This is a genomic window from Pedobacter sp. V48 (assembly GCF_000523515.1).
Lineage (GTDB): Bacteria > Bacteroidota > Bacteroidia > Sphingobacteriales > Sphingobacteriaceae > Pedobacter.
In genome coordinates, this window is the sequence record NZ_AWRU01000009.1 from 130719 (window position 1) to 155239 (window position 24521).

21 protein-coding genes and 1 pseudogene are annotated in these 24521 nt (G+C 37.4%); 12 read left to right on the forward strand and 10 right to left on the reverse strand.

All coding sequences use genetic code 11. The features are described from left to right. Positions 1–183 precede the first annotated feature (183 nt). Positions 184–834 (forward strand): hypothetical protein, encoded by a 651-nt coding sequence (locus N824_RS10850; RefSeq protein ID WP_048905173.1) that lies wholly within the window; start codon positions 184–186, stop codon positions 832–834. Here N824_RS10850 and N824_RS10855 read toward each other — a convergent pair. Next, on the reverse strand, positions 831–1319 hold the full coding sequence (locus N824_RS10855; protein WP_048905174.1) for a DinB family protein: 489 nt from the start codon (positions 1317–1319) through the stop codon (positions 831–833). The two genes, N824_RS10850 and N824_RS10855, sit on opposite strands and share 4 nt — an antisense overlap. 41 nt (positions 1320–1360) lie before the next feature. Further along, the gene (gene chrA, locus N824_RS10860) at positions 1361–2701 is read right to left on the reverse strand and encodes a chromate efflux transporter (RefSeq protein ID WP_235207075.1); all 1341 of its coding nucleotides are present in this window, start codon (positions 2699–2701) and stop codon (positions 1361–1363) included. Positions 2702–3075: 374 nt separating this feature from the next. Between chrA and N824_RS10865 the strand changes: the two genes are divergently transcribed. Continuing rightward, the gene (locus N824_RS10865) at positions 3076–3390 is read left to right on the forward strand and encodes a hypothetical protein (RefSeq protein ID WP_048905176.1); all 315 of its coding nucleotides are present in this window, start codon (positions 3076–3078) and stop codon (positions 3388–3390) included. 41 nt (positions 3391–3431) lie between these two features. Here the strand turns inward: N824_RS10865 and N824_RS10870 are convergent, their stop codons facing one another. Next, positions 3432–4562: a S1/P1 nuclease gene (locus N824_RS10870; RefSeq protein WP_048905177.1), complete on the reverse strand. Its 1131-nt coding sequence runs from the start codon at positions 4560–4562 to the stop codon at positions 3432–3434. Positions 4563–4804: 242 nt separating this feature from the next. On the opposite strand from N824_RS10870, the pseudogene N824_RS10875 reads away from it, so the two are divergent. After that, a pseudogene (locus N824_RS10875) lies at positions 4805–6001 on the forward strand (sorbosone dehydrogenase family protein). Here N824_RS10875 and N824_RS10880 read toward each other — a convergent pair. Beyond that, positions 5985–7106 carry a DEAD/DEAH box helicase gene (locus tag N824_RS10880; RefSeq protein ID WP_048905179.1) on the reverse strand — a complete coding sequence of 374 codons (1122 nt, stop codon included), beginning with the start codon at positions 7104–7106 and terminating at the stop codon, positions 5985–5987. The pseudogene N824_RS10875 and the gene N824_RS10880 sit on opposite strands and share 17 nt — an antisense overlap. A 108-nt stretch (positions 7107–7214) precedes the next feature. On the opposite strand from N824_RS10880, the gene N824_RS10885 reads away from it, so the two are divergent. Together N824_RS10885 and N824_RS10890 are read left to right on the forward strand one after the other, a co-directional pair. Further along, a complete protein-coding gene (locus tag N824_RS10885; protein ID WP_048905180.1) occupies positions 7215–8300 on the forward strand; it encodes an AraC family transcriptional regulator in 1086 nt (361 codons plus the stop codon). Positions 8301–8378: 78 nt separating this feature from the next. After that, the gene (locus N824_RS10890; protein ID WP_048905181.1) at positions 8379–10790 is read left to right on the forward strand and encodes an outer membrane beta-barrel family protein; all 2412 of its coding nucleotides are present in this window, start codon (positions 8379–8381) and stop codon (positions 10788–10790) included. A 12-nt stretch (positions 10791–10802) separates the two neighbouring features. Here N824_RS10890 and N824_RS10895 read toward each other — a convergent pair whose 3' ends face one another. Further along, a complete protein-coding gene (locus tag N824_RS10895; protein WP_048905182.1) occupies positions 10803–11516 on the reverse strand; it encodes a DNA alkylation repair protein in 714 nt (237 codons plus the stop codon). Between the two features lie 32 nt (positions 11517–11548). Beyond that, positions 11549–12937 carry a hypothetical protein gene (locus N824_RS10900; RefSeq protein ID WP_048905183.1) on the reverse strand — a complete coding sequence of 463 codons (1389 nt, stop codon included), beginning with the start codon at positions 12935–12937 and terminating at the stop codon, positions 11549–11551. A gap of 49 nt (positions 12938–12986) precedes the next feature. Between N824_RS10900 and N824_RS10905 the strand changes: the two genes are divergently transcribed. Together N824_RS10905 and N824_RS10910 are read left to right on the forward strand one after the other, a co-directional pair. Next, positions 12987–13778 (forward strand): AraC family transcriptional regulator, encoded by a 792-nt coding sequence (locus N824_RS10905; protein WP_235207076.1) that lies wholly within the window; start codon positions 12987–12989, stop codon positions 13776–13778. A 30-nt stretch (positions 13779–13808) separates the two neighbouring features. Then, positions 13809–14981 (forward strand): NAD(P)/FAD-dependent oxidoreductase, encoded by a 1173-nt coding sequence (locus N824_RS10910; RefSeq protein ID WP_048905185.1) that lies wholly within the window; start codon positions 13809–13811, stop codon positions 14979–14981. Here the strand turns inward: N824_RS10910 and N824_RS10915 are convergent. Both N824_RS10915 and N824_RS10920 read right to left on the reverse strand, forming a co-directional pair. Further along, entirely contained in the window at positions 14950–15450 is a 501-nt protein-coding gene (locus tag N824_RS10915) for a hypothetical protein (protein WP_048905186.1), read from the reverse strand. The genes N824_RS10910 and N824_RS10915 overlap by 32 nt on opposite strands. After that, positions 15434–15664 (reverse strand): DUF4287 domain-containing protein, encoded by a 231-nt coding sequence (locus N824_RS10920; RefSeq protein ID WP_048905187.1) that lies wholly within the window; start codon positions 15662–15664, stop codon positions 15434–15436. The genes N824_RS10915 and N824_RS10920 overlap by 17 nt, the downstream gene beginning before the upstream one ends. 158 nt (positions 15665–15822) lie before the next feature. On the opposite strand from N824_RS10920, the gene N824_RS10925 reads away from it, so the two are divergent. Then, on the forward strand, positions 15823–16281 hold the full coding sequence (locus N824_RS10925; RefSeq protein WP_048905188.1) for an NUDIX domain-containing protein: 459 nt from the start codon (positions 15823–15825) through the stop codon (positions 16279–16281). 9 nt (positions 16282–16290) lie between these two features. On the opposite strand, the gene N824_RS10930 is transcribed toward N824_RS10925, so the two are convergent. Beyond that, positions 16291–16728: an immunity 22 family protein gene (locus tag N824_RS10930; RefSeq protein WP_048905189.1), complete on the reverse strand. Its 438-nt coding sequence runs from the start codon at positions 16726–16728 to the stop codon at positions 16291–16293. 150 nt (positions 16729–16878) lie between these two features. After that, positions 16879–17337 carry a hypothetical protein gene (locus N824_RS10935; protein ID WP_048905190.1) on the reverse strand — a complete coding sequence of 153 codons (459 nt, stop codon included), beginning with the start codon at positions 17335–17337 and terminating at the stop codon, positions 16879–16881. Between the two features lie 173 nt (positions 17338–17510). Here N824_RS10935 and N824_RS10940 point away from each other — a divergent pair, with 173 nt between their 5' ends. The 4 genes from N824_RS10940 to N824_RS10955 all read left to right on the forward strand — a co-directional run bounded on the left by N824_RS10940 (position 17511) and on the right by N824_RS10955 (position 24308). Next, positions 17511–18572 (forward strand): sensor histidine kinase, encoded by a 1062-nt coding sequence (locus N824_RS10940; protein WP_084498275.1) that lies wholly within the window; start codon positions 17511–17513, stop codon positions 18570–18572. 24 nt (positions 18573–18596) lie between these two features. Next, on the forward strand, positions 18597–19307 hold the full coding sequence (locus N824_RS10945) for a LytTR family DNA-binding domain-containing protein (protein WP_048905191.1): 711 nt from the start codon (positions 18597–18599) through the stop codon (positions 19305–19307). A gap of 412 nt (positions 19308–19719) precedes the next feature. Further along, positions 19720–22788 carry a TonB-dependent receptor gene (locus tag N824_RS10950; RefSeq protein WP_048905192.1) on the forward strand — a complete coding sequence of 1023 codons (3069 nt, stop codon included), beginning with the start codon at positions 19720–19722 and terminating at the stop codon, positions 22786–22788. 11 nt (positions 22789–22799) lie between these two features. Beyond that, positions 22800–24308 (forward strand): RagB/SusD family nutrient uptake outer membrane protein, encoded by a 1509-nt coding sequence (locus tag N824_RS10955; protein ID WP_048905248.1) that lies wholly within the window; start codon positions 22800–22802, stop codon positions 24306–24308. The last annotated feature ends 213 nt before the right edge of the window (positions 24309–24521 follow it).

The following is a 24521-nucleotide window of genomic DNA, read 5'->3' on the forward strand; positions in this document are numbered from 1 at the left end:
TATAGATGATTCTAAAAGTAAAAATAAGGTTTTATTTCTTTTTGCTAATCATTTCAAGGATGGATAATGTTCTTATTCGAACAGTAGATGTTCAGTTTTGAACAGCACGGATAGTCCAAAGCCTTACTAAGGTGGGTAAATTCATTGGCATAGCTCTTGAACTGTACGGGAAAATCAAACAATATGAAAAGCCCAAAATCCTTACTTATACTTTTGATACTCATTTTCACAGTTAGTGTAAAAGTACTCGCTCAGAAAATAGTAACGGTAGACATTACAAAGGTTACACATACCGTAAATCGAACCATAAATATGAGTAGTTCACCTCAAAAGCCCATTTTACATATAAATTCAAAGTATGATGCAGGCTTTGCTGTAATAAAACACCGCAACTTTAAAAACGGTGAGATAACGTTTGAGGTGAAAGGTGAAGATATTTTCCAGAAAAGCTTTGTTGGATTTGCTTTTCATATACAAAACGATTCTACTTATGAGGCAATCTATTTTAGGCCATTTAATTTTAGATCTGATAACGAGTTGCGTAAAAAACATGCTGTCCAATATATTTCTCTTCCCGGTAATGACTGGCCAAAGCTTAGAGAAGCTTCTCCATTAAAGTATGAGCAACCGATCGGAGAGGATGTTAATCCGGCAGATTGGTTTAAGGTTCGGATTAAAGTGGAAGCAAAAATAATCAGTGTCTATGTAAATGAAAACCCTAAACCATGCTTGGAAGTAGTTCCGTTAAGCAATCTAAATTCCGGGAAGATAGCTTTCTGGACCGGCAGCGAATCTGCAGGAGATTTCAGAAACTTGAAAATCACAGAAAACTAGCCTTTGCTTTGGTTTTCACCTGCTTGCAACAGTATTTTTTTTATCAGCGCAATCTGTCCTAAATGGTAATGGGTATGCTCAATAATTCCCTGGATATTTCTGTAATAGGTTCCGTATTTCTCATCAGTAAAGTTTTCCCAAAGCTTATGCTCTGGTAACTGCTCAATAAGTATAGTAAAGGTTTCGGCATCTGCAAAGGTTTTATCCAACAGGTTGTCCCAGTCTCTTTGTGACTCGATTGGAGGAAGGTCAAAACTATATTTGTCGCTAGCCACAAGTGGTTCTCCTTGTAGTACCTTTAATACTGCACTTATGTAGTAGTTCACGTGATAAACTAAGGTAGCGATGGTATTAAAAGAATGAAGTTGTGTTGTAGCTTGGTGCCAGTATACATCTGTCAAATTATCTTTAAGGTTTGAAGATGTCCAGTTTCCACCAAAATGGACATCTTTTAAGTGCTTTGCTAATTGCGCTGGTAAATTCATGTTGTTTAATATTTAAGCAGTTAAATTATAATATTACATGTTTATAGGAAGATATAATAATGGGCGAGACCAAAAAATAAGCTTAGCCCAATAATGTAGAGGACATTAACCTTAAACTTTTTCATTAATACCAGGGTAATCATAATCCAGGCTAATGAGTATAAATCAATACGTTTTAAAGCTACACCTCCGGGAAAGATAATGTCTTTCCCCAGAAATAAAGTGAGGTTTAAAATCACCCCCACAACTGCGGCTGTTACAAATCCCAGAACGTTGCCAATTGTTTTATTTCCATGTGTTTTTTCAATAATCGGTCCGCCAACAAATATGAATAAGAATGAAGGGAGAAAGGTGTTGAAGGTTGTAATTAAAAGCCCAATTGTGCCCATAAGGATGGAACCTGAAAAATGATTAAAGGCTGCCATAAACCCTACATAACACACCACAATAATTAATGGGCCGGGAGTTGTTTCAGCCAAGGCAAAACCATCAATCATTTGCATCTTACTTAGCCAGTTCAACTTCGAAACACTAAACTGTGCGACATATGGTAAAACAGTATAAGATCCTCCTATTGTAAACAATGCAGTTTGGGTAAAGAAGAGGCTTAGGTCTTTCCAGAATGGAAAATCAATCGAAAGAAAGTATAATAAAAGCAAAGGAGTTAGCCAGATCAGCGCAAAAATAGCCGTTTGCTTTAAAGATTTGCTATTGGGCGTGTTTGTGCCACGTGCCACAGAGTTTTTATTAAAATAGAAAGTTTCTTCATTAGAAGAGGTTTGGTCATTCTCTGAAATTCTATTAGCAGATAACGCAGGCCATAATCGTTGAATCAGCACAGCGAGTAAAATCGTTCCTATTATGATCAGGAACATCGAGATGTTAAAGAAGAAAATACAGATAAAGGCTAAAGCGCACATTAAAATATGAAGTCTGGTATGGAGTGCTTTTTTGCCTATACCTAACAGCGCTACGATTATGATGGAGATAACCGCAGGCTTAAATCCATTGAACATGGCGAACATCCATGGCTGATTTCCAAAAGCAACGTACAGTACGCTTAGCAATAATAAAATAAACATGGAGGGAAGTACAAATAAAATACCCGCTATTAATCCTCCTTTTTTACCATGTAGCTGCCAGCCAATATAAATGGCTAATTGCTGGGCTTCTGGACCAGGCAAAAGCATGCAAAGATTTAATGCATGGAAAAATCTGCTATTACTAATCCATTTTTTTTGACCGACTAATTCTTCATGCATAATATTGATATGGCCTGCCGTGCCCCCAAAACTTATCCAGCCCAGTTTAAACCAAAACTTTAAAGCTTCTTTAAATGAAGGCTTACCTTGGGGCATAACATTTCTATCTCTATTTTTCAACGTAGTCATTTAGGTTTCTATAATGGTAAAAGGAAAATCAGGAACTATGCAAAAATAGGCAAATTAACGCCCTTAATCAAGGGCATGGTGAGATGTTTTTTGTGTTCGAATAAGGCGTTTTAATGCCTTAAGGTGGGTTTTGTTTTMSMGASASWMKYYCWTTGWTGTCTTGTTGTTGTTGAGGTGTTAGAGGGTCTTAAAACAAGAAATTGTTTATAGGTTGATAGACGTTCTTTTAAAAACTGTTTAAATACGGACTGAGAATTTTTTTCTATTGTTAATCAGGTGTTAAGCTTTAGATAATGTTAAATTCGATTGCATAATTTGTGGCTCTGCATCTTTTTGGTAATATTAGCGGCACTTGAGGATTACCTATGACTACCGTTACAGTACTTGCTATAATTGAACCAGACCTTAAACCCGCACCTCCATTGTCAAAGGTGATGAATGAAAGACTCTCTCGCTTTGCTACTGAGTTGCAGGATTCATTAACAAAAGAACTTATCGAAAACCGGAACTGCGAAGATTTGGTTATTTACATCAGCTATAATAGCAAGTATGCCGTTCGGTGGAAGATTGTAAACGATGTTCCTTCCGCCGTCGAATCTGAAGTTGCCAGGCAATGTGCCAAACTTGGGTTTATTATATGGAAAGGCAGTGAGATCTATAATTTCAAATCAAGAGAATAACTACAGCGTTTCTAGTTGTAGTTATTCTCTTGATTTGGTGCTTAAAACTTGATCAGGCTCGGGTCAGTCACTACCATCTCTGGTTTATTTTTAAATAGGCTCACTGTGCCTTGAATAGTGATGGTCTTTCCGTTAATCTTATCTGCCAGTACTTTCGCTTTTCCTTTTAGCGCTAGGGTAAGGAGTTGATTGGGGTGCGCTGCTCCAACATTAACCAATACCATGGTTTTAATGTCTTTCAGGCTAAATACTTTGCCTGTTACTATTACATTCTTGCCAACAGAGCTTTTTAGGTCAGTCAATTTTACCGTGATTGCCTTAGCCAAAGGCTTGGATGGAACTACAGCGATAGGTACTATAGGTTTTTCCATAGGACGTGCCTGTTGTTGTTGGTCGCTAAATAGTTTGTTTAATTCTCCAGCCAATCGTATACCAGCCTGAGCAATGCGCAGGTGGACAATTGCGATTGATCTTTTGTAGCTAGCTTCATCAATGTTACCACCAGGCTGAGTATCGTCGTAGATCTGGGTGCTTACCTGGTAACTTTCCCATAGCCATTGCATAGGGCTATCGGCCTGCCATTTCTTTACTTGTTCCGGGCTTGCCCAATCGTATTTTTTTGCCATTTCAGCGTAATTGAATCCTTCATGGTCTATAAGTTTTCCATCCCATAAGGCATGCAAATTGGTTCCATTTCCATTAAATCTTACCTGCACATCGTTACCACCTTTATCCTCGGCGCGGCTAACATGCATGGGTTGGTGGGCATCACCAACCAAGTGGATAAGGAATTTTAATGCCTGATTTTTCTGTGCCAGACTAAGCGTTTTGTCTTTGAGGTTTGCTTCTGCTTTTAGAATAGCAGTGTAAACATTGTCTTTATCTTGTTTAATAACATAATCTGTAAATTGTTCTTTGGTTAATCCAAGGGGCAGGTTGATGTAATGCCAGGATGCAGTCTTATTATACTGAGGATCATCACTAATCTCATCAGCCCAAATACTTGCCTCGCTCATGGTTTCACCTTTCAGATAGGTGTTTACGATGGTTTTTGTGTTTGTAGCTAAGTGTTTTTCTGCAATAGTGGCAATGGCTTTATGACCTTTCTGGCCCCAGGATACCAAGGCTATGGTCAATATAATTAGGGATGCGGTTAGGGTATATTGTCTCATGGACCAAAGTTAATCAGGTACAAAAGAATTCCGAATTTTAGTTGCCAACATTTTGTTTTCTTACTTGTATCTTTTGTGTTAGGTATTCGTCACAACATAATTCTTTCTCGTCAGCTCGACGATTGTATTATGATGATCGTATTCCAGCATACAATATACTGGAATGTTGTTTTTTCTTTAAATTAGAGATGCTGTAAAATCCAATGTACCAGTTTAATTACTAAATACATTATATTAACACTATGAAATCAAAAAGACTCTCCTTAATAATTGTTTTTGCGCTGTTATGTGTAATTACGAGAGTTAAAGCACAAACCAGCTTATCATCATTAAAAGTTAACCTTCAACTCATATCCGATCAATTATCATATCCCACAGCATTTGCGGCACCAAATGATAAATCTGGCAACTTATTTGTCTGCGAGCAAAAGGGTAAAATCAGGATCATCAAAAATGGTAAACTCCTATCGAAGCCCTTTTTAGATTTCACAGATGAGGTACTGATGATGGGAAGCAGTGATGAAATGGGATTGTTGGGACTGGCCTTTCATCCTCAATACGCAAAGAATGGCAAGTTCTATGTTTACTTCAGCAAGCGTGTTCCTAAAACTCCGGGCATAGACCATCAAAGTATTATTCGTGAATACAAAGTTTCTGCAGAAAACCCTGATCTGGCTGATAAGGCCAACTCAAAGGATGTTCTGATTATTGATGAACCTGAATCTAACCACAACGGAGGAGACCTAAAGTTTGGCCCTGATGGGTTCTTATATATAGGAGTAGGAGATGGCGGAGCATATAATGATATGCACGGTACCTATGGCAATGGACAAAATTTAAATACTTTACTTGGTAAAATACTAAGACTAGATGTGAGTAAGCTTCCTTATGCCATTCCAAAAGACAACCCATTTATAGGAATGGAGAATACAAAACCTGAAATTTATGCATATGGTTTTAGGAACCCGTGGCGGATTAGCTTCGACAAACTTAACGGAAGATTGTTTGCTGGAGATGTGGGTCAGAAGAACTGGGAAGAAATTGATATTGTTACCAAGGGTGGAAATTATGGCTGGCGGGTAAGGGAAGGTACACATGTTAAATCTCCAAATGATCCTGATCCAAAAAACTGGATCAACCCAATAGCYRANKATSGKMRKARYGWMGKKATTAGCGTTACTGGAGGCTTTCTTTATCGTGGTAAACAAATTCCAGAGCTCTTCGGTAAATTCATCTTTGGCGATTTAATGGGAACCATTTGGACATTAACCGACATTAACAAGGAACTCTGGAAAATGGAGAGACTCTCTATTTCCCGTGAACCTGGACATTGGCAGATCTATAGCTTTGGTGAGGATCGCAATGGCGAAATCTATCTGCTTATTAGTCTTATTGAAGAAGAAAAAGGTACGATTTATAAGATCATACCGGGTAATTAGTTTTTACTTTCTTGCCCATCTTTTTTTGGATTACTTCAAAATGAGGAAGCTCATTAGGACTAACCAGCGAAATTGCTTCTCCCGGTGTGTCAGCACGGCCAGTTCTCCCAATACGGTGAATATAATCTTTAGGTGACCTGGGTAGTTCATAATTAATCACAAAAGGAAGGAAATTAATGTCAATTCCTCTCGCCATTAAATCAGTCGCAACTAATACTCTAAGTTTACCCGATTTAAAATGAGATAAGGCTTCTGTTCTTGCTCCCTGGCTTTTCTTACTGTGAACAGCTTTTGCGTCAATATTATTTTTACGAAGTTTGTTCACAATGGCATCAACCTGATGAACAGAAGAAGCAAATACCAACACTTGTTTCATTTCATGATGGTTGATCAGATGACGTAAAAACGGGCCCTTTTTCTCATCCGTAACTATATACGCTACCTGATTGATAAGGTCAAGCGAATCTTCTTCAACCTCGATTTTAATAACTACCGGATCATGCAGTAAGATTTGGTGAATGTGTTGCAGATCATTACTCAATGTAGCAGAAAACAATATATTTTGCCGCTTTTTAGGTAAATGAGAAATGATTCTGTTTACCTCCTCTTTAAAGCCCAGATTAAGCATCTTATCTGCTTCATCTAGCACCAATGTTTCAATGGCAGATAGGTGTACAGCATTTGATTCTACCAATTCCAATAACCTGCCAGGTGTGGCAACAAGTACATTCACACCTTGTAAAGCCATCATTTGCGGGTTAATAGAAACACCGCCATATACAGCCAATGTTTTAATGGGCACAGTAAGGCCCTTACTAAAAGTCTTAAAAACATCTTTTACCTGTTCGGCAAGTTCACGTGTCGGTACTAAAACCAATACATTTGCATGGCGATTTTTTACCCCCGTTGTTTCTTGTAAATTCATTAGAATGGGCAAAACATATCCCGCAGTTTTTCCAGAACCTGTTTTAGCTATACCCAGCACATCTTTTTTGTTTAATATGGCTGGTATAGCAGTTTGTTGAATAGGAGTAGGTACTGTGAAATTCTGATTTACCAATGCTTCTAATAAAGCAGCCGATAAACCTAAGGAGGTAAAAGACATATTACTTAATATTTGCCGTAAAAATACACAAAAATCGTGTGCCAAAACTTGCCAATGAAAATTGATTTTTTCTGCTTATTTTAYATYGKTAAWAGCTATWYTGATTATATGGATGTTGGTAAAGGACTCTTATTCTTTTTTGGTGCTTTAGGTGTATTTAATGGGCTCATTCTGAGCGTTTATTTTTTCTTTTTTACCCAAAAAAAGCATCTTTCAAATCTACTTTTTGGTGCATTGCTCTTGGCCATAAGCTTAAGGATAGGTAAATCTATTTTTGTAAGTTTTTATCCCTCACTTGCTGAAATTTATCCGCAGATAGGCCTTACAGCATGTTTTTTTATCGGACCTTTTCTTTATTATTTTCTAAAATCAACTATAAACCCTGGTGCGCCTTTAACAAGATCTTCAAAATGGAGTATTGCTTTGTTGTGTGCCATTATCCTGATCCCGGGAATTATATATCCTTATCAAACCTATCCAAAGCTTTGGAACAATTATTTTGTACAGATTATCTATGCAGAGTGGTTTGCTTATTTGGTAGCTTCAGGCTTGGTATTAAAAGATATATTGAAAAAACTGTTTGCAAAAGACAATAAAATGAAAGCCTCAGAAATATGGCTCCTTGCGGTTTTTGGCAGCACAGCTCTTATCTTTGCCTTTTTCCAGTTGGCTTTGTGGAGAGCCTCGTTTTCATTATATCTCAACGGTTCTCTCGCATTTTCTTTTTGCTTATACATGGTCGTTTTTACGCTTCTGTACGGAAAAAAAACAAGCGACTTATTCATTTTGGGACAGAGCAAGTATCCTAACAAGAAAGTAAGCGACCAGGAGGCAAATGCCTTACTTGCACGGCTTGAAAAAATAATGACTGAAAAAGAGTTGTATAAAAATCCGGACCTTAAGTTAAATGAGCTATCAAAAGAAACTAATATTTCCAGTCATCAATTATCTCAACTCCTTAATGATAATCTGGGCAAAAATTTCACTACATATGTTAACGAATTTAGGATCAATGAGGCTTGCAAAATAATGGGTTCAAGTAATCGCTTAACGTTAGAATCTGTTGGTTACGAAGTTGGGTTTAATTCCAAATCCACATTCTTTGCTACTTTTAAAAAACTTACGGGCACAACCCCTGCTATTCATCAGCAAAAAATACAGATAGACAATATTGCCTACAGTACGGATTTATAAATTCGTACTCCTGATTCCCGATTGCAGGACCTCTTGCAGGAAATTGTTTTGGACTTTTGAAAAAAAAGAATCCAATACATGGCCATATCCAGAGTTTTTATAATACTATTTATCCTGATCTTTTTAGCCAGAATTAATACTCATGCCCAGCTGGGTAATATTAAGGGAACAGCCGTCGACATGAATACTCGTAAAGGAGTTGAGTTTGCAACAGCGACCTTACTTTCGGCTAAAGATTCATCTATGATTAAAAGTGTTTTTACAGATACATCAGGATTTTTTCAGCTCACCAACGTACAAGATGGCATCTATATACTGTTGATTTCCTCCATGGAATATCACAAGCAATATCAGGGCCCTCTGCAGATCAGTTCTGCTCAACGGGTTATAGAGCTTAACGAGGTGCCTATGCTTATCAACCAAAGGATCTTAAAAGGGATAGAGGTGGTTGGGAAAGTTCCTTTATTTAGAAATAAACCAAACGGGACAATTGAAGTTAATGTGGCCAATACAATTTTAGCAACAAGCACCTCTGCAATTGAAATTCTTTCCAAATCCCCAAATGTTAACGTTACTGAAGAGGGAGTGTCCGTCAGGGGGAAGGGAGAAGCCATTATTTACCTAAACGGGAGGAGAATAACTACCGAACAGCTGTCTTCTATTTCCTCTTCACAGATCAGAAGGATTGAGATTATTCCAAATCCCTCTTCAAAATATGATGCGGAAGGTAAATCAGTTATTAATGTGATAACAGTTACAAATGCCGAAGAAGGATATAAAGGGAGTTTTAAACAGATATTTACCACTTCAGATTTTAGTTCTCCAAGTGCAAATACCAATATAGATGCCAGCTATAAAAAGAATAAACTATCCTTAACAGGAAGCTATGGGCTATTGCTGGGTAATACCAGAGAAATATTAAATACCACAAGGTCAAGATTAAAGTCTGTGGATCATTTTAGCTCTATACTCATGACTGACTGGAATAGGAAATATGATAATTTTTCTAATTATAGCCTTGGAGGGCAATACGATCTCGACGAAAAGAGTTACCTCTCGGCCGAATATAGTGGATCTTATAATGACTTAGGGGGAAGTACTAAAAGTGAAAATGCCATCACTTCTACCTTAATGAAGGGACTTTTTAGAAGTGACATAGCTAATGATAATGTAGTCAATAACAACTCCATTAACCTTAATTACAATAGAGATATAGACAGTCTTGGGTCTTCTTTATTTATTGGTGGCCAATATGCGGGTTATGTTTCGAAAACAGACGACGATATAAATGAAAATAACTTAGTTAACGGGCAGAAATCCTTTAACGTTTTAAATAATAAAGCAGGTTATAGAATTAGGTTGGCAAATGCCCAGACAGATTATAGTAAGGCATTTAATTTAAATAACAGACTTGAATTCGGAGCTAAATACAGCTTTGCTAGTAATAAATTCTATTCAGATTTTTTTACAGTTAAAGATGGAAATGATTTTGTGCTGGATGAGACACGTTCGGGAGACTTTAAGTATCAGGAAAATATTCCTGCTGCATATCTGAATTTCAATGGTCAAATGAGCCAAAAGGTAAGCTATGGAATAGGGGTAAGAACCGAATGGACCAGTTATAAATTGGAAACTGAAGCTGATCAGGGATTAGAAGAGATAAAAGACAATTACCTTAATTTTTTTCCGAGTGCCTTCATAGCTGTTAAAATGTCTGATCAGCTTCAGTTTAGAATGTCCTATGCTTCGCGGATAACCAGGCCAAGGTACCAGGCATTAAATCCTGCTGGTATGTATCAGGATGCTTACACCAGTATCGAGGGGAATCCTTACTTAAAGCCTGAAAAAACAAACTCTTTTGAGTTAGGAGCATCGTTTGAAAAGTACAATCTTACAGCAGGATATTCCGATACAAAGGATGCTATTACCGGAGCAGCAATACAGGGCGAGGCCGAAAATACCTACGTATTAAAACCTTTAAACCTTAGTAAACTTAGTTCCAGGTTTGTTTCCTTGTCCATTCCCTTTAACCTAAACTGGTTGACATCTATGAACACAGTTGATCTAACTTATAATAAATATATGACTGGCGACTTCCCCTATGGTTTGATGACAAGCCGCCCGCAGTTCCATTTTTATTCCAGCAATAGTTTTAACATCAATAATTTATTTAAAATTCAGGTATTAGCCAGATATACAGGAGACAAGTACGACGGGATTTTTTATAGGCATAACCAAGTTTTAGCGACTTTGGGTGTTGAAATGGATTTTTTTAATAAAGCTTTAAAACTCAATTTACTAGCCAACGATATCTTTCGGAAGGATAAACCTGCGGGTTATTATGAAATTGGTGAGAGTTATATTGAATTTGCAAGAAAGAATAACAACAAATATTACCGGATTACCCTCGCTTATAGTTTTGGCAGGCTTAAAAAGATTACTTACACCAATAAATCTACAGGGCGCGCAGAGAACAGCAGGGCTCAGTAATCATGATTTCAATTACTTTTTTTTGTTGATCTCCAAATAATAACGTTTCTCTTTCGGATCAAGTTTTTCAATTGCACAACGAAGCATTGCCAAAGGCATTGAGCTCGCAAAATTGTCTAAGAATTCAATTAAAACCAATTTATCTCTTTTGCCGGCCTCCCTTACCCAGCTTCCCGCTGCCTTTTGAATAAGGTCGTGCTCATCGTTTATCAATATCTCTGCAATTCTGAAAGTATCTGCTAAGTCATTTTGCCTGATAAAAAAATAAGTGCTTACAATTGCCGTTCTCCGTTCCCAAACATGATCAGATTTAGCAAGTTTGTATAAAATGTCTCTTGGCTTCTCAAACAAATAACCACCAACAACATATGAGGCACTTCTATCAACTAAATCCCAATTATCTATTTTGTCATGGCATTTTATGTAAAGATCAAATAACTCCTTTTTCCTTAGTGGGGTTGTTTTCTTATTCCTTGCCTGAAAATCCATTATGCTTACAGCACCCATTCGCGCTTCGTAATATTCACTTGCTATTAATTTTTCAATTTCATCAATAGGCATTTCAATGAACTGTTTTGCTAAATCAAAAATAGCCGCCATTCTAACACCCAAAAATTTATGCTTTGGATCCTTATCTCTAAAAAATCGCTGAACATTCTCGAGCTCAGCAACTGATTTTACACTTGAAAGTCGTGTTACGAATATTTTAGCTGTCAACTCATTCATAATTGGACATCTATTAAATAGTCTAATCCGTTTTAAAGTGTTTTGGTCTTCATTTTAGCCGCCTCTTTCCTGAAACCATTTATCTGGTCCTTGCTTAATTTTTTTTCTTTCTCCGCCATACTGATTGCCTTCCTTTGATTAAGCAGGGCTTCATCATACCAGCCCAGGCGATAAAAAATATGTGCCAGGGTGTCAAAATAAGTAGCATTAGGGTCAATTTCTATAGATCTCCTGCTCCATAATAACGCTTTATTGAGTAATAACGGATTGCGGGTGCCAAGGGTATAAAAGTCCCAGGCAGCGTTGTTCAGCATATGGGCCACATTTAAGATATTGCCTTCAGAAGAAGTACCTATTGAAGTGACTGAAAACATTTGATTCGCTTTACCATCTCGCTTTAGCTTTTCTACAGTTGCATTTAGAGAATCCAATTTACGTTGGTTCAACTCCTTTGCCCGCTTAATGGAATCTACGCTGATAGACATATAGTATTGATCGTAATGATATCCGGCCTGACTATAATATGCACTAGTATCAGTTGTTGCCTTGTAAAACACAAGCAAATTTTGTGTAGCGCTCTTATCACCTTCCTTATAATTGTTCATCCAGGTATTGCGTACAAAATTAGAAAGCGCATACGCCATATTCTTATCTTTAGCAGCAATGGCCTCTGTTTGGGTATTAGTAATAATACGGTTATTAATGTCAATACGATCTTGTAAGGGGGCATGTGTAAAAATGCTATCTACAATTTTACGGTTGGTGCCAGCAAGGTTGTAAGCCCTACCGAAAGCTATAGGACCTGCCTGATGTATAAACAGTATTTCATCATACGAATTCAATTCAGAAATGCTCAGAAAATCCACATACCTTTCGATCAGTTTGGCATTACTAAAGATACCCGATCGTTCTCTTAAAGCGATATAGTCTTTCAAGAACTGACGGTCTATGTTCTCGTTGTTCTTATAGCGTACATCATAATCAGCCAGTCCGGTGCTATTCTTATATCTTTGCTCGGCCTCCGTAGCTAGCTTCATGAAAAAATCTGAATTACGAGGTACACCACTTGATTTTAAAATCAATGAGCCATCAGGTTTTAGAAATAAGAACGAAGGAAAAATGGTAAGATCATGGTTTTTTCTAAATTTTATTCCATCTCCGCTCCTGTGTTCCACGCGGTAGTTAATAAAATTAGAATTATAATATTGAGCAACCTTTTGGTTAGGCGCGTAAATATTGATTAAAGCAGGTGCATTTGGTACAGTAGAGAAGTCTACAGACACAAATACAGGGCGCTGTTGAGTTTCAGCCTCCCTAAATGTATGTTCGTAGTTTTTCCGAAATTTAACCTGAGCAATAGAAAATGCAGGCATAACAAGTGAAAGAGAAAATAAAGCGATTTTCTTTAATGAGAGGGTCATATGGCAATAATTGATTAACCAAACTTAATGAAAAATAAACTATTTTGCATTGACGGTTAGAAGATCTTCATATCAGTCGCAATTATTGCTAATGGAAGGAATAGCCTATAAAGAGATAAAACCCAATGCTCCGCTTTCTACATTTGTAGATAGCCTCTGGATGTTGTCTAACAAAACTAATCATGAAAAAAGAATTGTCATCGTACCTGATGGCAGGATAGATCTTTTCTTTTCCTTAAAAAAACCATATGAACTTACCCTTTTAGGACTGGAGAATGCTCCTTCGCAGGGCATCCTGATGTCAGAAACGGTCATGCTTGCTGTTAGCTTTAAATTGCTTGCTATTGAATACTTATTTGATCGGAAATTTCCGACACTGGTTGATGCAGCTTATATTTTGCCGCCTGATTATTTTGGGATTACCGTGGAAAACTTTAATGATTTCGAACAATTTTGTAATGTACTTACCGATAAACTATTAAACAAGCTAAATAATTCCGACGTTGATTTGCGTAAACAAAGATTATTTGAGCTGGTATACACTTCCGCTGGATCAATCACTATACAGGAAATTGCTGAAACAATACATTGGACAAGCAGGCAAATTAACAGGTACTTTAATGAATGGTTTGGTATTTCACTAAAAGCTTATTGTACTATCTTAAGGTTTAGGGCTTCCTTTAAGCAGATAAAAGAGGGTAAACTATTCCCAGAGCAAAACTTCACAGATCAATCGCACTTCATAAAAAATGTCAAAAAATTTGCCGGCGTTACTCCTAAAGAACTAAGCAAGAACGAAAACGACCGATTTATACAATTCTCAACATTGCCGAAGAAGTAGTTTTGCATTGTAAAAACTAAATTTTTAATTATGTTGATTCAAAATAAAAGAATAGCTATTGTAGGTGGCGGGCCCGGTGGTCTTACTTTAGCACGACTACTGCAACTTAAAGGGGCAGATGTAAAAGTATACGAAAGGGATTTCAATTCATCTGTAAGGGTACAAGGCGCTACATTAGATCTTCATGAAGAATCGGGCTTAGAGGCACTTCGCAGAGCAGGGTTGATTGATGCCTTTTATGCTAATTACCGTCCGGAGGCGGGCAAATTGCTTGTGTTAGACAAAGATCTGAATATTAAACTGGATGGACATTCTGATGAAGATCATGATGAGGGGCGTCCCGAAATAGACAGGGGGCCATTACGAAATATGCTTCTTGAATCGCTAAAGCGGGATACAGTAATATGGGACAGTCAGTTTGTTTCCATGACACCGCATAATGATGGTTGGAAACTATTGTTTAAAAATGGCACTTCTACTGAAGCAGATATCGTAATAGCTGCCGATGGAGCCAATTCCAAAGTCCGTTCTTACTTAACAGATATAAAGCCTATTTATTCAGGTATTTCAATTGTCGAGGGGAATATTTATCATGCTAAAGAAAATGCCGCTGAGCTGTATAGTATACTTAAAGATGGCAAAATATTTGCCTTGGGAGATCAGAAATCATTGATTTTAAGCTCGAAAGGGGATGGTGCGCTTTCCTTTTACACTGGTTGCAAAGTGCCAGAATTTTGGGTACGCGATAGCGCTATCGATTTTGCAGATAAGAAACAGGTATTTGAATGGTTTAAAAAAGAATTTGGATCATGGCACATTACATGGCAGGAATTATTTGGCAGCGATGAGGTATCTATTGTTCCCCGGCCACAATATCACTTTCCACTAGACCAGCAATGGACTACATTAGCTAATCTTACCGTGATTGGAGATGCCGCCCACCGTATGCCACCATACGCCGGAGAAGGTGTAAATATGACCATGCAGGATGCATTTGAATTGGCTGAGCATCTTTCTGATGATAAATTCCCAGACCTCGAAACTGCCATAGCTGTGTTTGAAAAACAAATGTGTACAAGAGCTTCTGCAGTTACCAAAATGACTTTAGATCAAACTGAAATGCTTCATTCTGATGATGCCATTACCAAATTAGTTGAACTGTTCAGTGGTTTCAGTGGAGAAGAGGAGGTGCTGGGATCTTAAATTGTTTTAAGTGATGCGAGAAATGTTTGCTATGCCATATACACCATTCATTATAATTCATTGGTCCAAATCCACCGTGTATGACTAAAGTTTTTGGCTTAATAAAGTGTTGATCAAAAACCTCAAGTTCAGTCATTAGTTGTTGAATAGCACCAGGTAGATCCGGATAAATTAGCTGATCCGAGATTTCCCCAAAAATCACATTTCTTGGTATCTCTACCGCAGTATAGACGTTGATCTGTTTTGCTGCCTGTGCCTGCTCTTCAGAAACTTCGCAAAAAGGTTCCTTTTTACCGTTGGTGTACTGCACCTGATCTATCAGGTGTTCTACCATTTGTTGCGGTTTCATTTTACCCCAAAGGGCTGGACTATTTGGTTGAAGTTTCAGAAATAGTTCCTCCAAATGTTTCCTGTTATCAGTGTCGATCAAGTTGGAAGCCACCGTTAAAGGATTACTGGCTGTTTTCATTTTTTATACCCTTTAATATGGCATAAATAGCCATTGAATGCCCATGTCCCAGGTCATATTCCTCTTTTAACCAATTCACAATTTCGCCTGCTTTTACACTAGGAAGGAGCTGCCCGTTTGAGGTGAATTTTTTCTCCTCGGCTTTATTCTTAAAATCCTGTGGATCTAACCCGGTTTTTTCTTTGATGGTCTTTAAGTATCCTTGAAATGACATATTGTATTAATTGATAAATGTTTATTCTTTAGTATAAAACAAATATAGGGGTAAGTAAGTTAAACTTAGATGGTGATAAAAGACAATTAATAGGGGTGATTGCGACATCATCATCTTTATTTAGTCAATAATCTATAAATTGACAGAAATTACAACCAATGAGTAAACAGAGTGCCGGTATATTGCTATATAGGATGAAAAATAAAGAACCAGAAGTTTTACTGGTTCATCCTGGTGGCCCTTTTTTCCGTAATAAGGACAAAGGTTGGTGGACTGTTCCTAAGGGCGAACTATTGCCTGATGAAGATACTTTACAAGCAGCCTTGAGGGAATTTAATGAAGAAACAGGTTATCTACCTCATGGAGATTTTAAAGCGCTGAAACCGGTGGTTCAGAAGGGTGGTAAAATAGTTAATTGCTGGACTGTTAGTGGTGATTTAGATGCCGACAATATCACATGCAATACCTTCCCTTTAGAATGGCCACCTAAATCAGGTAAAATTGTCGATTTTCCGGAAATAGATCAGGCCAGGTGGTTTTCTCTAACGCAAGCCGAGGAATTTATCAATCAGCAGCAATGCGAATTTCTTAAAGAGCTTAAAAATATGTTTCTATAGTGGTGTAAATTATCTCGGGTTATTAAAACTGCCTATATAGATCATATCGTTATAGTTTTCAAGGGGATCGTCTATGCTAAGCTCGTCATCTGCATAACAAAGAATAGAGTTTACTGTAGAAATTCCTTTACTGATACAAGCCTGGTAGATGTCTACTTCTGTTTGGTCATCCCAGATCGGTAGCTCTTCAATGGCAGCCTGAATGCTGATTCTTTTGCGACCATGATAAATGGTCAGCCAGTCTGCATCGTAGTCATATTCCTTGCCAATGTCTTTGCTGAACTGAGAGCGAAGTTGGAAATCAGGTGCGTTTCTGGGATAAGCTTCATCTGTATTAAAACTGTTATTGTCTTTCAGGAATTTACTCTGATCAAAGTATTTATAGAATTGCTCTTCTGTTTTATTTTGTGACATTCCTGCCCAGATATGGATGAGTTGCTCTGCCATGTTGTGTTTTTCTTGTGCTTTCAGCTAGCTGCGTTAGTCGTAATGGCCTCAAGGTACGGATTTTTTAGCTTACACGAATAAGCTATTCATTTTCAACAGACGAAAAGAAGGACTGTCTATCGGAGGCAGACCTTCTAGGCAACTTTAGTCTTATTTAACTGTAAGAGATGCAAGCATCTGAGCTTTAGTAAGCCCCTTTGATGTATAATGCAGACTCAGCTCATGATTAGGATTGCTTTTTATCAGCAATAACAGCTCTTTTACGGAGATCACCATAGTCAAATCGGAACTGGTCGCATTGGCAAATGACCAATCTTTCAGTTTCTTTCCCTTTTCATCTTTTAGAACAATATTTCTATTCGTGCCTGCTCCCTTTAAAGTGCAGTGTATGTAATTGATGCGCAACTGATCATTAACATTTGCCTTATCAAGTTGCAGTACCCTTAAGCTTAAAGGCTCGTTTACCGACTGTTTAAGAATAAGCTTGTTGTTTAGGTAAATCTCATAACTGTCCAATCCAAATTTCGTTGTGAAACCGAACGTGGTGAAACATAATGTAATCAGCGTAAATATCTTAATAAACGCCTGATTGAATGTTGTAGTTTTCATACTTCAATTTTTAAATTTAAATACCTGAACAATATTAGCTGAAAAGGAAACCATGCAGAAAAATAGTAGACCAGTAAACGAAAAAGTAGACGAACCTCTACTTTTTATGCTGTTCGTCGAAATAATTTTGGAGGTTTAGCACTTTTAAGTTCCTTTATATATGATATTTAAATATGGACTTCCTTGACAAGCAGGTTAAGCTGCCATTTTCAAAAGGGGCCGTTTCCCTAAAGTATGTCCTTGCTCATAGTGCCTATTGGTTGATGATCACAGGATTCTTTATATATGAGAAAAGATACCTCATACACAAAGCCAGTATGCCTTATTTTGTTGCTTGTGTAACTGTAAGGATTGCTCTGCTAATTGTCATAGCCTACCTTAACCTTCACTTTTTCTTACCAAAATACCTGCTAAAGAAACGATACTTTATATACTCCGTGGCAGTTATTGCTTCTGTAATAGGGTACCTAACAACACAGAGCCTTTTTGATTTTTATTTGTATGGTTATGTTATTGGCCCTATGCGTAACAGCGATTTAATGGAAAGCCTATCCTACAATTTTTTTAGCACGTTATGGTATTTAGGTTTAATGCTGGCGCTTAAGTTAAGTATGGATTGGTATGGGCAACAGCTCCTCATTCAGAAAATTACCGTAGAAAAATTAAATGCCGAAGTTAATTTTCTTCGTGCACAGGTAAATCCACATTTCTTGTTCAACATATTAAATAACTTGTATGCATTAACACTTAAAAAATCAGAACTAGCACCAGATGTAGTACTTAAGCTATCAGAAATGATGGAATACATGTTATATGACAGTACTGATGCAAAGGTGCTGCTGGAAAAAGAAATTGCTTACCTAAGTAATTACATTGAATTAGAGCGACTCAGATTTAGTGCTGATTCTGCTATTTTATTGAATATTAATGTTGAACTAAAAGGTCATGAAATTGCCCCTTTATTGTTGCTGCCTTTGGTAGAAAACGCTTTTAAGCATGGGCTTAGTAAGCAAACTGAAAATAGTTGGCTTACTGTTGATGTAGCATTGAATAATGCAACATTAACAGTTAATATAGAAAACTCAAAACCATCAACAGTTTCTAATAAAAGTAAGGGTGGGATAGGGCTAGGCAATTTAAGAAAACGTTTGGAACTGCTTTATCCGGATAAACACCAACTTGAACTTGATGATAAGAAAAATGTTTTCCATGCCAGGCTGGTAATTGAATTATAACTAAATGGATTGAAATTGGAAATAATGCTGAGAATTGTTGTTGTAGATGATGAACCGCTAGCGCTAGAAATATTGGACGGTTACTTAAAACGTATCGACAATGTACATTCTGTGTCCTTGTTTGCAAACACACGAGAAGCCTTGCGTTTTTTGCAAAATCAACCGGTCGACGTACTATTTCTTGATATTGAGATGCCAGAAATGACAGGTATTGAATTTCTGAACGAATTAACAGATCCACCACTTACAATTTTTACAACTGCTTACCGTGATTATGCTTTTGAAGGTTATGAAATGGGAGTAGTTGATTTTTTATTAAAACCGATTTCCTTTAATCGTCTTAAACAGGCTATTGAAAAAATCACAGAATTCTTAACCTTAAAAGTGCAGAATATAAATATTGATGATAATTCTGCCTTTCAGGAAACTGATTTTATTTTTGTTAAAAGCGGTGTGCAACGCATAAAACTGCATTTTAATGATGTTACCCACATTCAAGGGCTTAAAGACTATGCAATAATTTATACTTATACCGGAAAAATCCTGCTCAAAGGGTCAATTAAAGCAATGCTTGATATTTTTCCGCACGACCGTTTCATTCGGGTACATAAATCCTTCATCGTATCCATTCAGAAAATAACGCGTCTGGAAAGGAACAGAATCGTAATAGATGGTCATCAAATTCCTATCGGACGAAACTTTAAAGATAACCTGGAAAAAGCACTCAATATCTAGGTATCTCCTTCTTTATCCTTAAAATGTTTGGAACTTAATTTTTTGTTATTTATATTGTAGATACATTCATCGCGAAGTAATCAATCGCAATGGTGTCGTAACCAAATTTACTGTTAAATATTAAGTCCCTAGTATGAAAAGAGCAATATCCATTTGTATGGTATGTATTTACATAATGCTGCCGACGCCATTCCCTTAAAAATTCTGGAGCTCTCCAAGTGCTAAATGCCGTGTCTACCTAAATCCCTATACTATGCGTGTTCTGTACTATTATTTAAATCATCTAAAGCTTAAATTAATCTTTGTGGATATCAATTATTTGCCACCATGACTAAATTGTTTTAGCCGATCTACTATTCCAGGAATTCCCTGGTCATTCAAAAAACTAAAACTAAATCCTAAAACTAATATTATGATGAAAAGAATATTTTATTCGGTCATATTTTCTATGCTGTCCTTTCATGCGATGGCTCAGCTTAAGATAATTGGCAAGGTTAGCGATGCAAAAGACAACAGTCCTTTACCAGGTGTAAGTATCCTGGTAAAAGGTACCACACTCGCTACTTCCGCCGATGCCAGCGGGAATTACGGCATTGAAGTAAAAGGAGAAAACGATATTTTGGTTTTCTCCTACACTGGTTATACTACCCAGGAAGTTAAAGTAGGCACCAGGAAAACCATCAATATCCAATTAGCTGAATCCTCAAGCGGTTTAAATGAAGTTGTGGTAATTGGATACGGTACTGTAAAAAAATCTGACCTTACAGGTGCTGTAGTTACGGTTAAAGGCGAGCAACTGATGGATAAACCTGTGGCTAATATATCTCAGGCTTTGCAGGGTAAAGTTACCGGTGTAGAGGTTAGTATTAACAGTGCTGCTCCGGGCGCGGCTGCAAAGGTAAGGATAAGGGGTATTGGCTCAATTAACTCCAACATAGATCCATTGTATGTAATTGATGGGGTAGTTGGCGTAGATCCAAACTCTGTTAACCCGTTGGATGTAGCTTCGGTTGAGGTACTAAAAGATGCTTCATCAACAGCTATTTATGGATCAAGAGGTGCGAATGGTGTAATTATGATTACCACAAAACGTGGGAAAAAGGGTGATGCCACTGTTTCTTATGAAAACAATATGAACATAAGTGAGCTGTACAGGCATTTACCTACATTAAATTCTGAACAGTTTGTGAAAATATACAACGAGTCATTTGCAAATGGTCAAAAGTTTGATCCCGCTGGCGCAGTTTGGGCACCTCCGGTAGCATTAAATCATGCTAATTTTCCATTGCTTTTTGATACAAACGATAAACCTATTTATGATACAAACTGGGAGAAAGAGACTTATAAGCCTGCTTTTTCGCAAAGTCATCAGTTGAATATTCAAGGTGGTAACGAAAAATCAGTTTACAGTTTGTCTTTAGGTTACCTGGATCAGAATGGTTTGGCGCCAACCTCAGCGTTTAAACGCTATTCTGTAAAAATGACCATGGATAATGATGTTAAAGACTGGCTCAAAATAGGTGGAAACATAAACCTGATCAGAAGTTCCCAGCGTTTAGTAACCGACGGAAATGGTAGCTTAAATGTTCCAAGGGCAGTAACAGAAGAAGTGCCAATTGTTCCAGTAAAATATCCCGATGGATCATGGGCAGGAAATTTTGATATAGCAGGGCTGGAAGGTGCTCCAAATCCTGTTCATATTGCTAACGAAAGATATACCATCAATAACAATATGCAGATGCTTGGCGATGTATATGCGGTATTGCATCTTACCAAAGATCTTGATTTTAAAACTGATTTTGGGTATAACCTAAGTGGACAGAAGAATAACTTTTACTCTTCTTTAAATTTACCTCACTTATCGCAGGATCAGGGAGGGGTAGCCAATATTAATTCATACCTAAACTATTACTGGCAAACAGAAAACTACTTGACCTGGAACAAGCAGATAAACGACAAACAAAAATTAACCGCATTACTTGGGGTATCTTTTCAAAGGACCGGTTATGAAAGAGTTCGTTCAGAAACGCAATCATTTATTGATGATATTTTCCAATGGCATTATCAACAAGCCGGCTCGGTTAAAAGTGCCAACGAATCTCAAGATGATCAGTCATCCCTTGCTTCTTTCTACGCTCGTCTTACCTATAATATAGACGAGAAGTATTTGTTTACTGCAACAGGTCGTTATGATGGATCTTCTAGGTTTGGAAAGAACAATAAATATGCTTTCTTCCCTTCCGTAGGTGCTGCTTGGCGTATTTCGCAGGAAGATTTTTTAAAGGATAACAAGTCAATTTCTAATTTGAAAATACGGGCAAGTTACGGTACATCTGGTAACCAGGAAATAGGGCAGGCGCGTTCTCTTGCACAAATTCAACCAAATACAACTGTTTTGAATGGTGCAGCTCAGTCTACATTGCTCCCTAGCTATATTGGTAACCCAGATTTAAAATGGGAAAGATCAATACAAGCAGATGGAGGATTGGAGTTAGGGTTATTTGAGGATCGTGTTAATCTTACTGCTGATTATTACAACAGAGTAACCAAAGACCTTTTACTTCAAACACCAATCCCATGGTCGGCTGGCGAGGTAAATGCCAATGTTTACAAAAACGTAGGTTCGGTAAGGAATTCAGGAATTGAGTTAAGCTTAAATACAGTCAATGTTAAAAACGAAGATTTTGAGTGGTCAACAACCTTCCTGTTTTCGAGCAATAAAAACAAAGTACTGAAACTGAATGATGGTAACGCCGATATCTTCCCTGGACCAAACTTCCTGGGCGAAAATTTCGTGATCAGGGTAGGTGAACCCATCGGATCTTTTTATGGAATGACCCGTCTTGGAACGTATAGCGATTCTGAAAGCGCTGAAGCCGCGGCACATAATTTAAAACCTGGGGATAGAAAATACATTTACAACCCAGATGGTAGTAATTATTACAGCATCATTGGCCAGGCTTATCCAAAATGGACCGGAAATTTCAGTAGTAATTTTAAATATAAAAACTGGGATTTTGCATTTGATATTCGCTTTGTTCAAGGTGTAAATACTGCTGCTAACTTTAAACACTCGGTTGAAGACAGACAAACGCTTTCCAATAGCCTTGCAACTGTGTTAAATGCATGGACTCCAACAAATCAAAACACCTCTGTTTCTCAGGTTCGCAATTACAGATTTGCTCAGGATTCTCATTTTGATACCTGGTGGGTAGAAGATGGTTCATTTATACGTGGCCAAAACTTTATGTTAGGCTTTAGTTTGCCTTCTGCTACAGTAAGTAAATTACATCTTAGTCGCTTGCGCGTTTATGCTAGTGTTCAGAACTTATTTCTCATAACAAAATATACCGGATATGACCCTGAGGTAGACACGTTTAATTCTGGTTACGGTTCTAACTCAGCATTTTCTCAAAATTTGGATTTCTTTTCTAATCCTCGTCCGCGTGTATGGAACCTTGGTTTACAGGCATCATTCTAAAATTTACTCATATGAAAACGATAAAAAATATAATATTGGTAGCATGTATATTACTTACGTGCTCATGCAAAAAGTTTCTGGAAGAAAAACCCACTTATTTTCTGACACCAGAATCTGACTTGTCAAGCGAAAAAGTTGCCAGAGGGTTTGCAAATGCAGGTTATCAAAATTTGCAGGGGTTATTAGCAGGCCAACCTTCATCTTATGGAGGTAATACCTGGAACCTAATGGAGTTTGTAACCGGTAAAGCAAATAGCGATCTGGGCCAAACGGGCTTCGTTAATTTTTCTAATTTATCTTACAATGCAACCTCATTTTATTTCGACACATGGTGGAGACAGCTTTACCTAGGTATTGGTGCATGTAACCTGGCTATTCAAAAAATACCAGCCATTAATGCTACAGGCCTAACAGATGAGGAGAAAACCAACATGCTGGCCGAAGTACGTACTTTAAGGGCATTGTATTATTTTTATCTGGTACGTATGTACGGTGCTGTTCCAAAGGTGACCGAAACACCTAAGGACCTTAACCTGAATTTTCCGCGTACAGCAGCAAAGGAAATATATGATAGCATTATTATACCTGACCTGTTGGAAGCGGAAAAATCAACGCTTGCATGGAAAGACGCTACCGGACTAGTATCTATGGGAGCAGTAAAATCAATATTGGCCGACGTATACTTAACCTATGCTGGTGCCGCAATTAATGGTGGAAATCAGTTTTATGCGGAATCGGCTAAGCGATCTTTAGATGTGATTGAGAAAGGCGGTTATACCTTGTTTCCTGAATATACAGATATGATTAAACCTTCAAATAAAAATACAGGCGAGTTCATATTTCAGGTACAATATGCTGCAGCTGTTCCTTCAAATAATCCGCTTACACCATTAACCATTCCTAATTTTTCGGGTATATCTAAATATTCTGATGAATATGGATCGGTTTATCCAACTCCGCAGTTTATTCAGTCGTTTGCTGCAGGCGATAAAAGAGTTGCCGAAAGACAGTTTTTCTACAGGAGCTATCCAAATATAAAAACCGGACAAACAGTTACTTTCAGACAGGCTTATATTTATAAATGGTTTGATACAGACGCTGTTTTAAACACAGTAAAATCAGATCTTAATTTTACGCTATATCGCTTGCCTGATGTGCAGTTGATGTATGCCGAAGCTTCTAACAGAGCCGAGGGGGGACCTAATTCTAAAGCTATTGGGTATGTAAATGCCATTAGAAACAGGGCAAAACTTGCACCTGTCGGAGCGTTGTCTCAAACAACATTTGAAGAAGAAGTATGGTTACAACGAAATTTTGAACTTTGTTTTGAAAACAAAATGTGGTTTGATATGATCAGAACAAGAAAAGTACATAACGATGTAACAGGAAACTGGGATAATTTTGTTGGCCACAGAACTACTTTTGGAGCTACGTTCGCAGAAAAACAATTGCTATTTCCAGTACCACAACAGGAAATTAATGTTAATCCAAATCTGTTACCAAATAATCCAGGTTTTTAACTTAATTTTTGTTAAAACCAAAAACAAAGAGGGTGATCACCCTCTTTGTTTATACCGCCATTTATAATTTCGCTTGTCCTGACGATGCTTATATTCAAACCGCTTCTGGATCAGCTTAAAACGTAATACTTTTGCATCAATATTATATAAATAAACAATTAAGATAATTGTTTGTTGTTCTATTGTAGTAAGTGCCAAATAGCATTTGCCGGC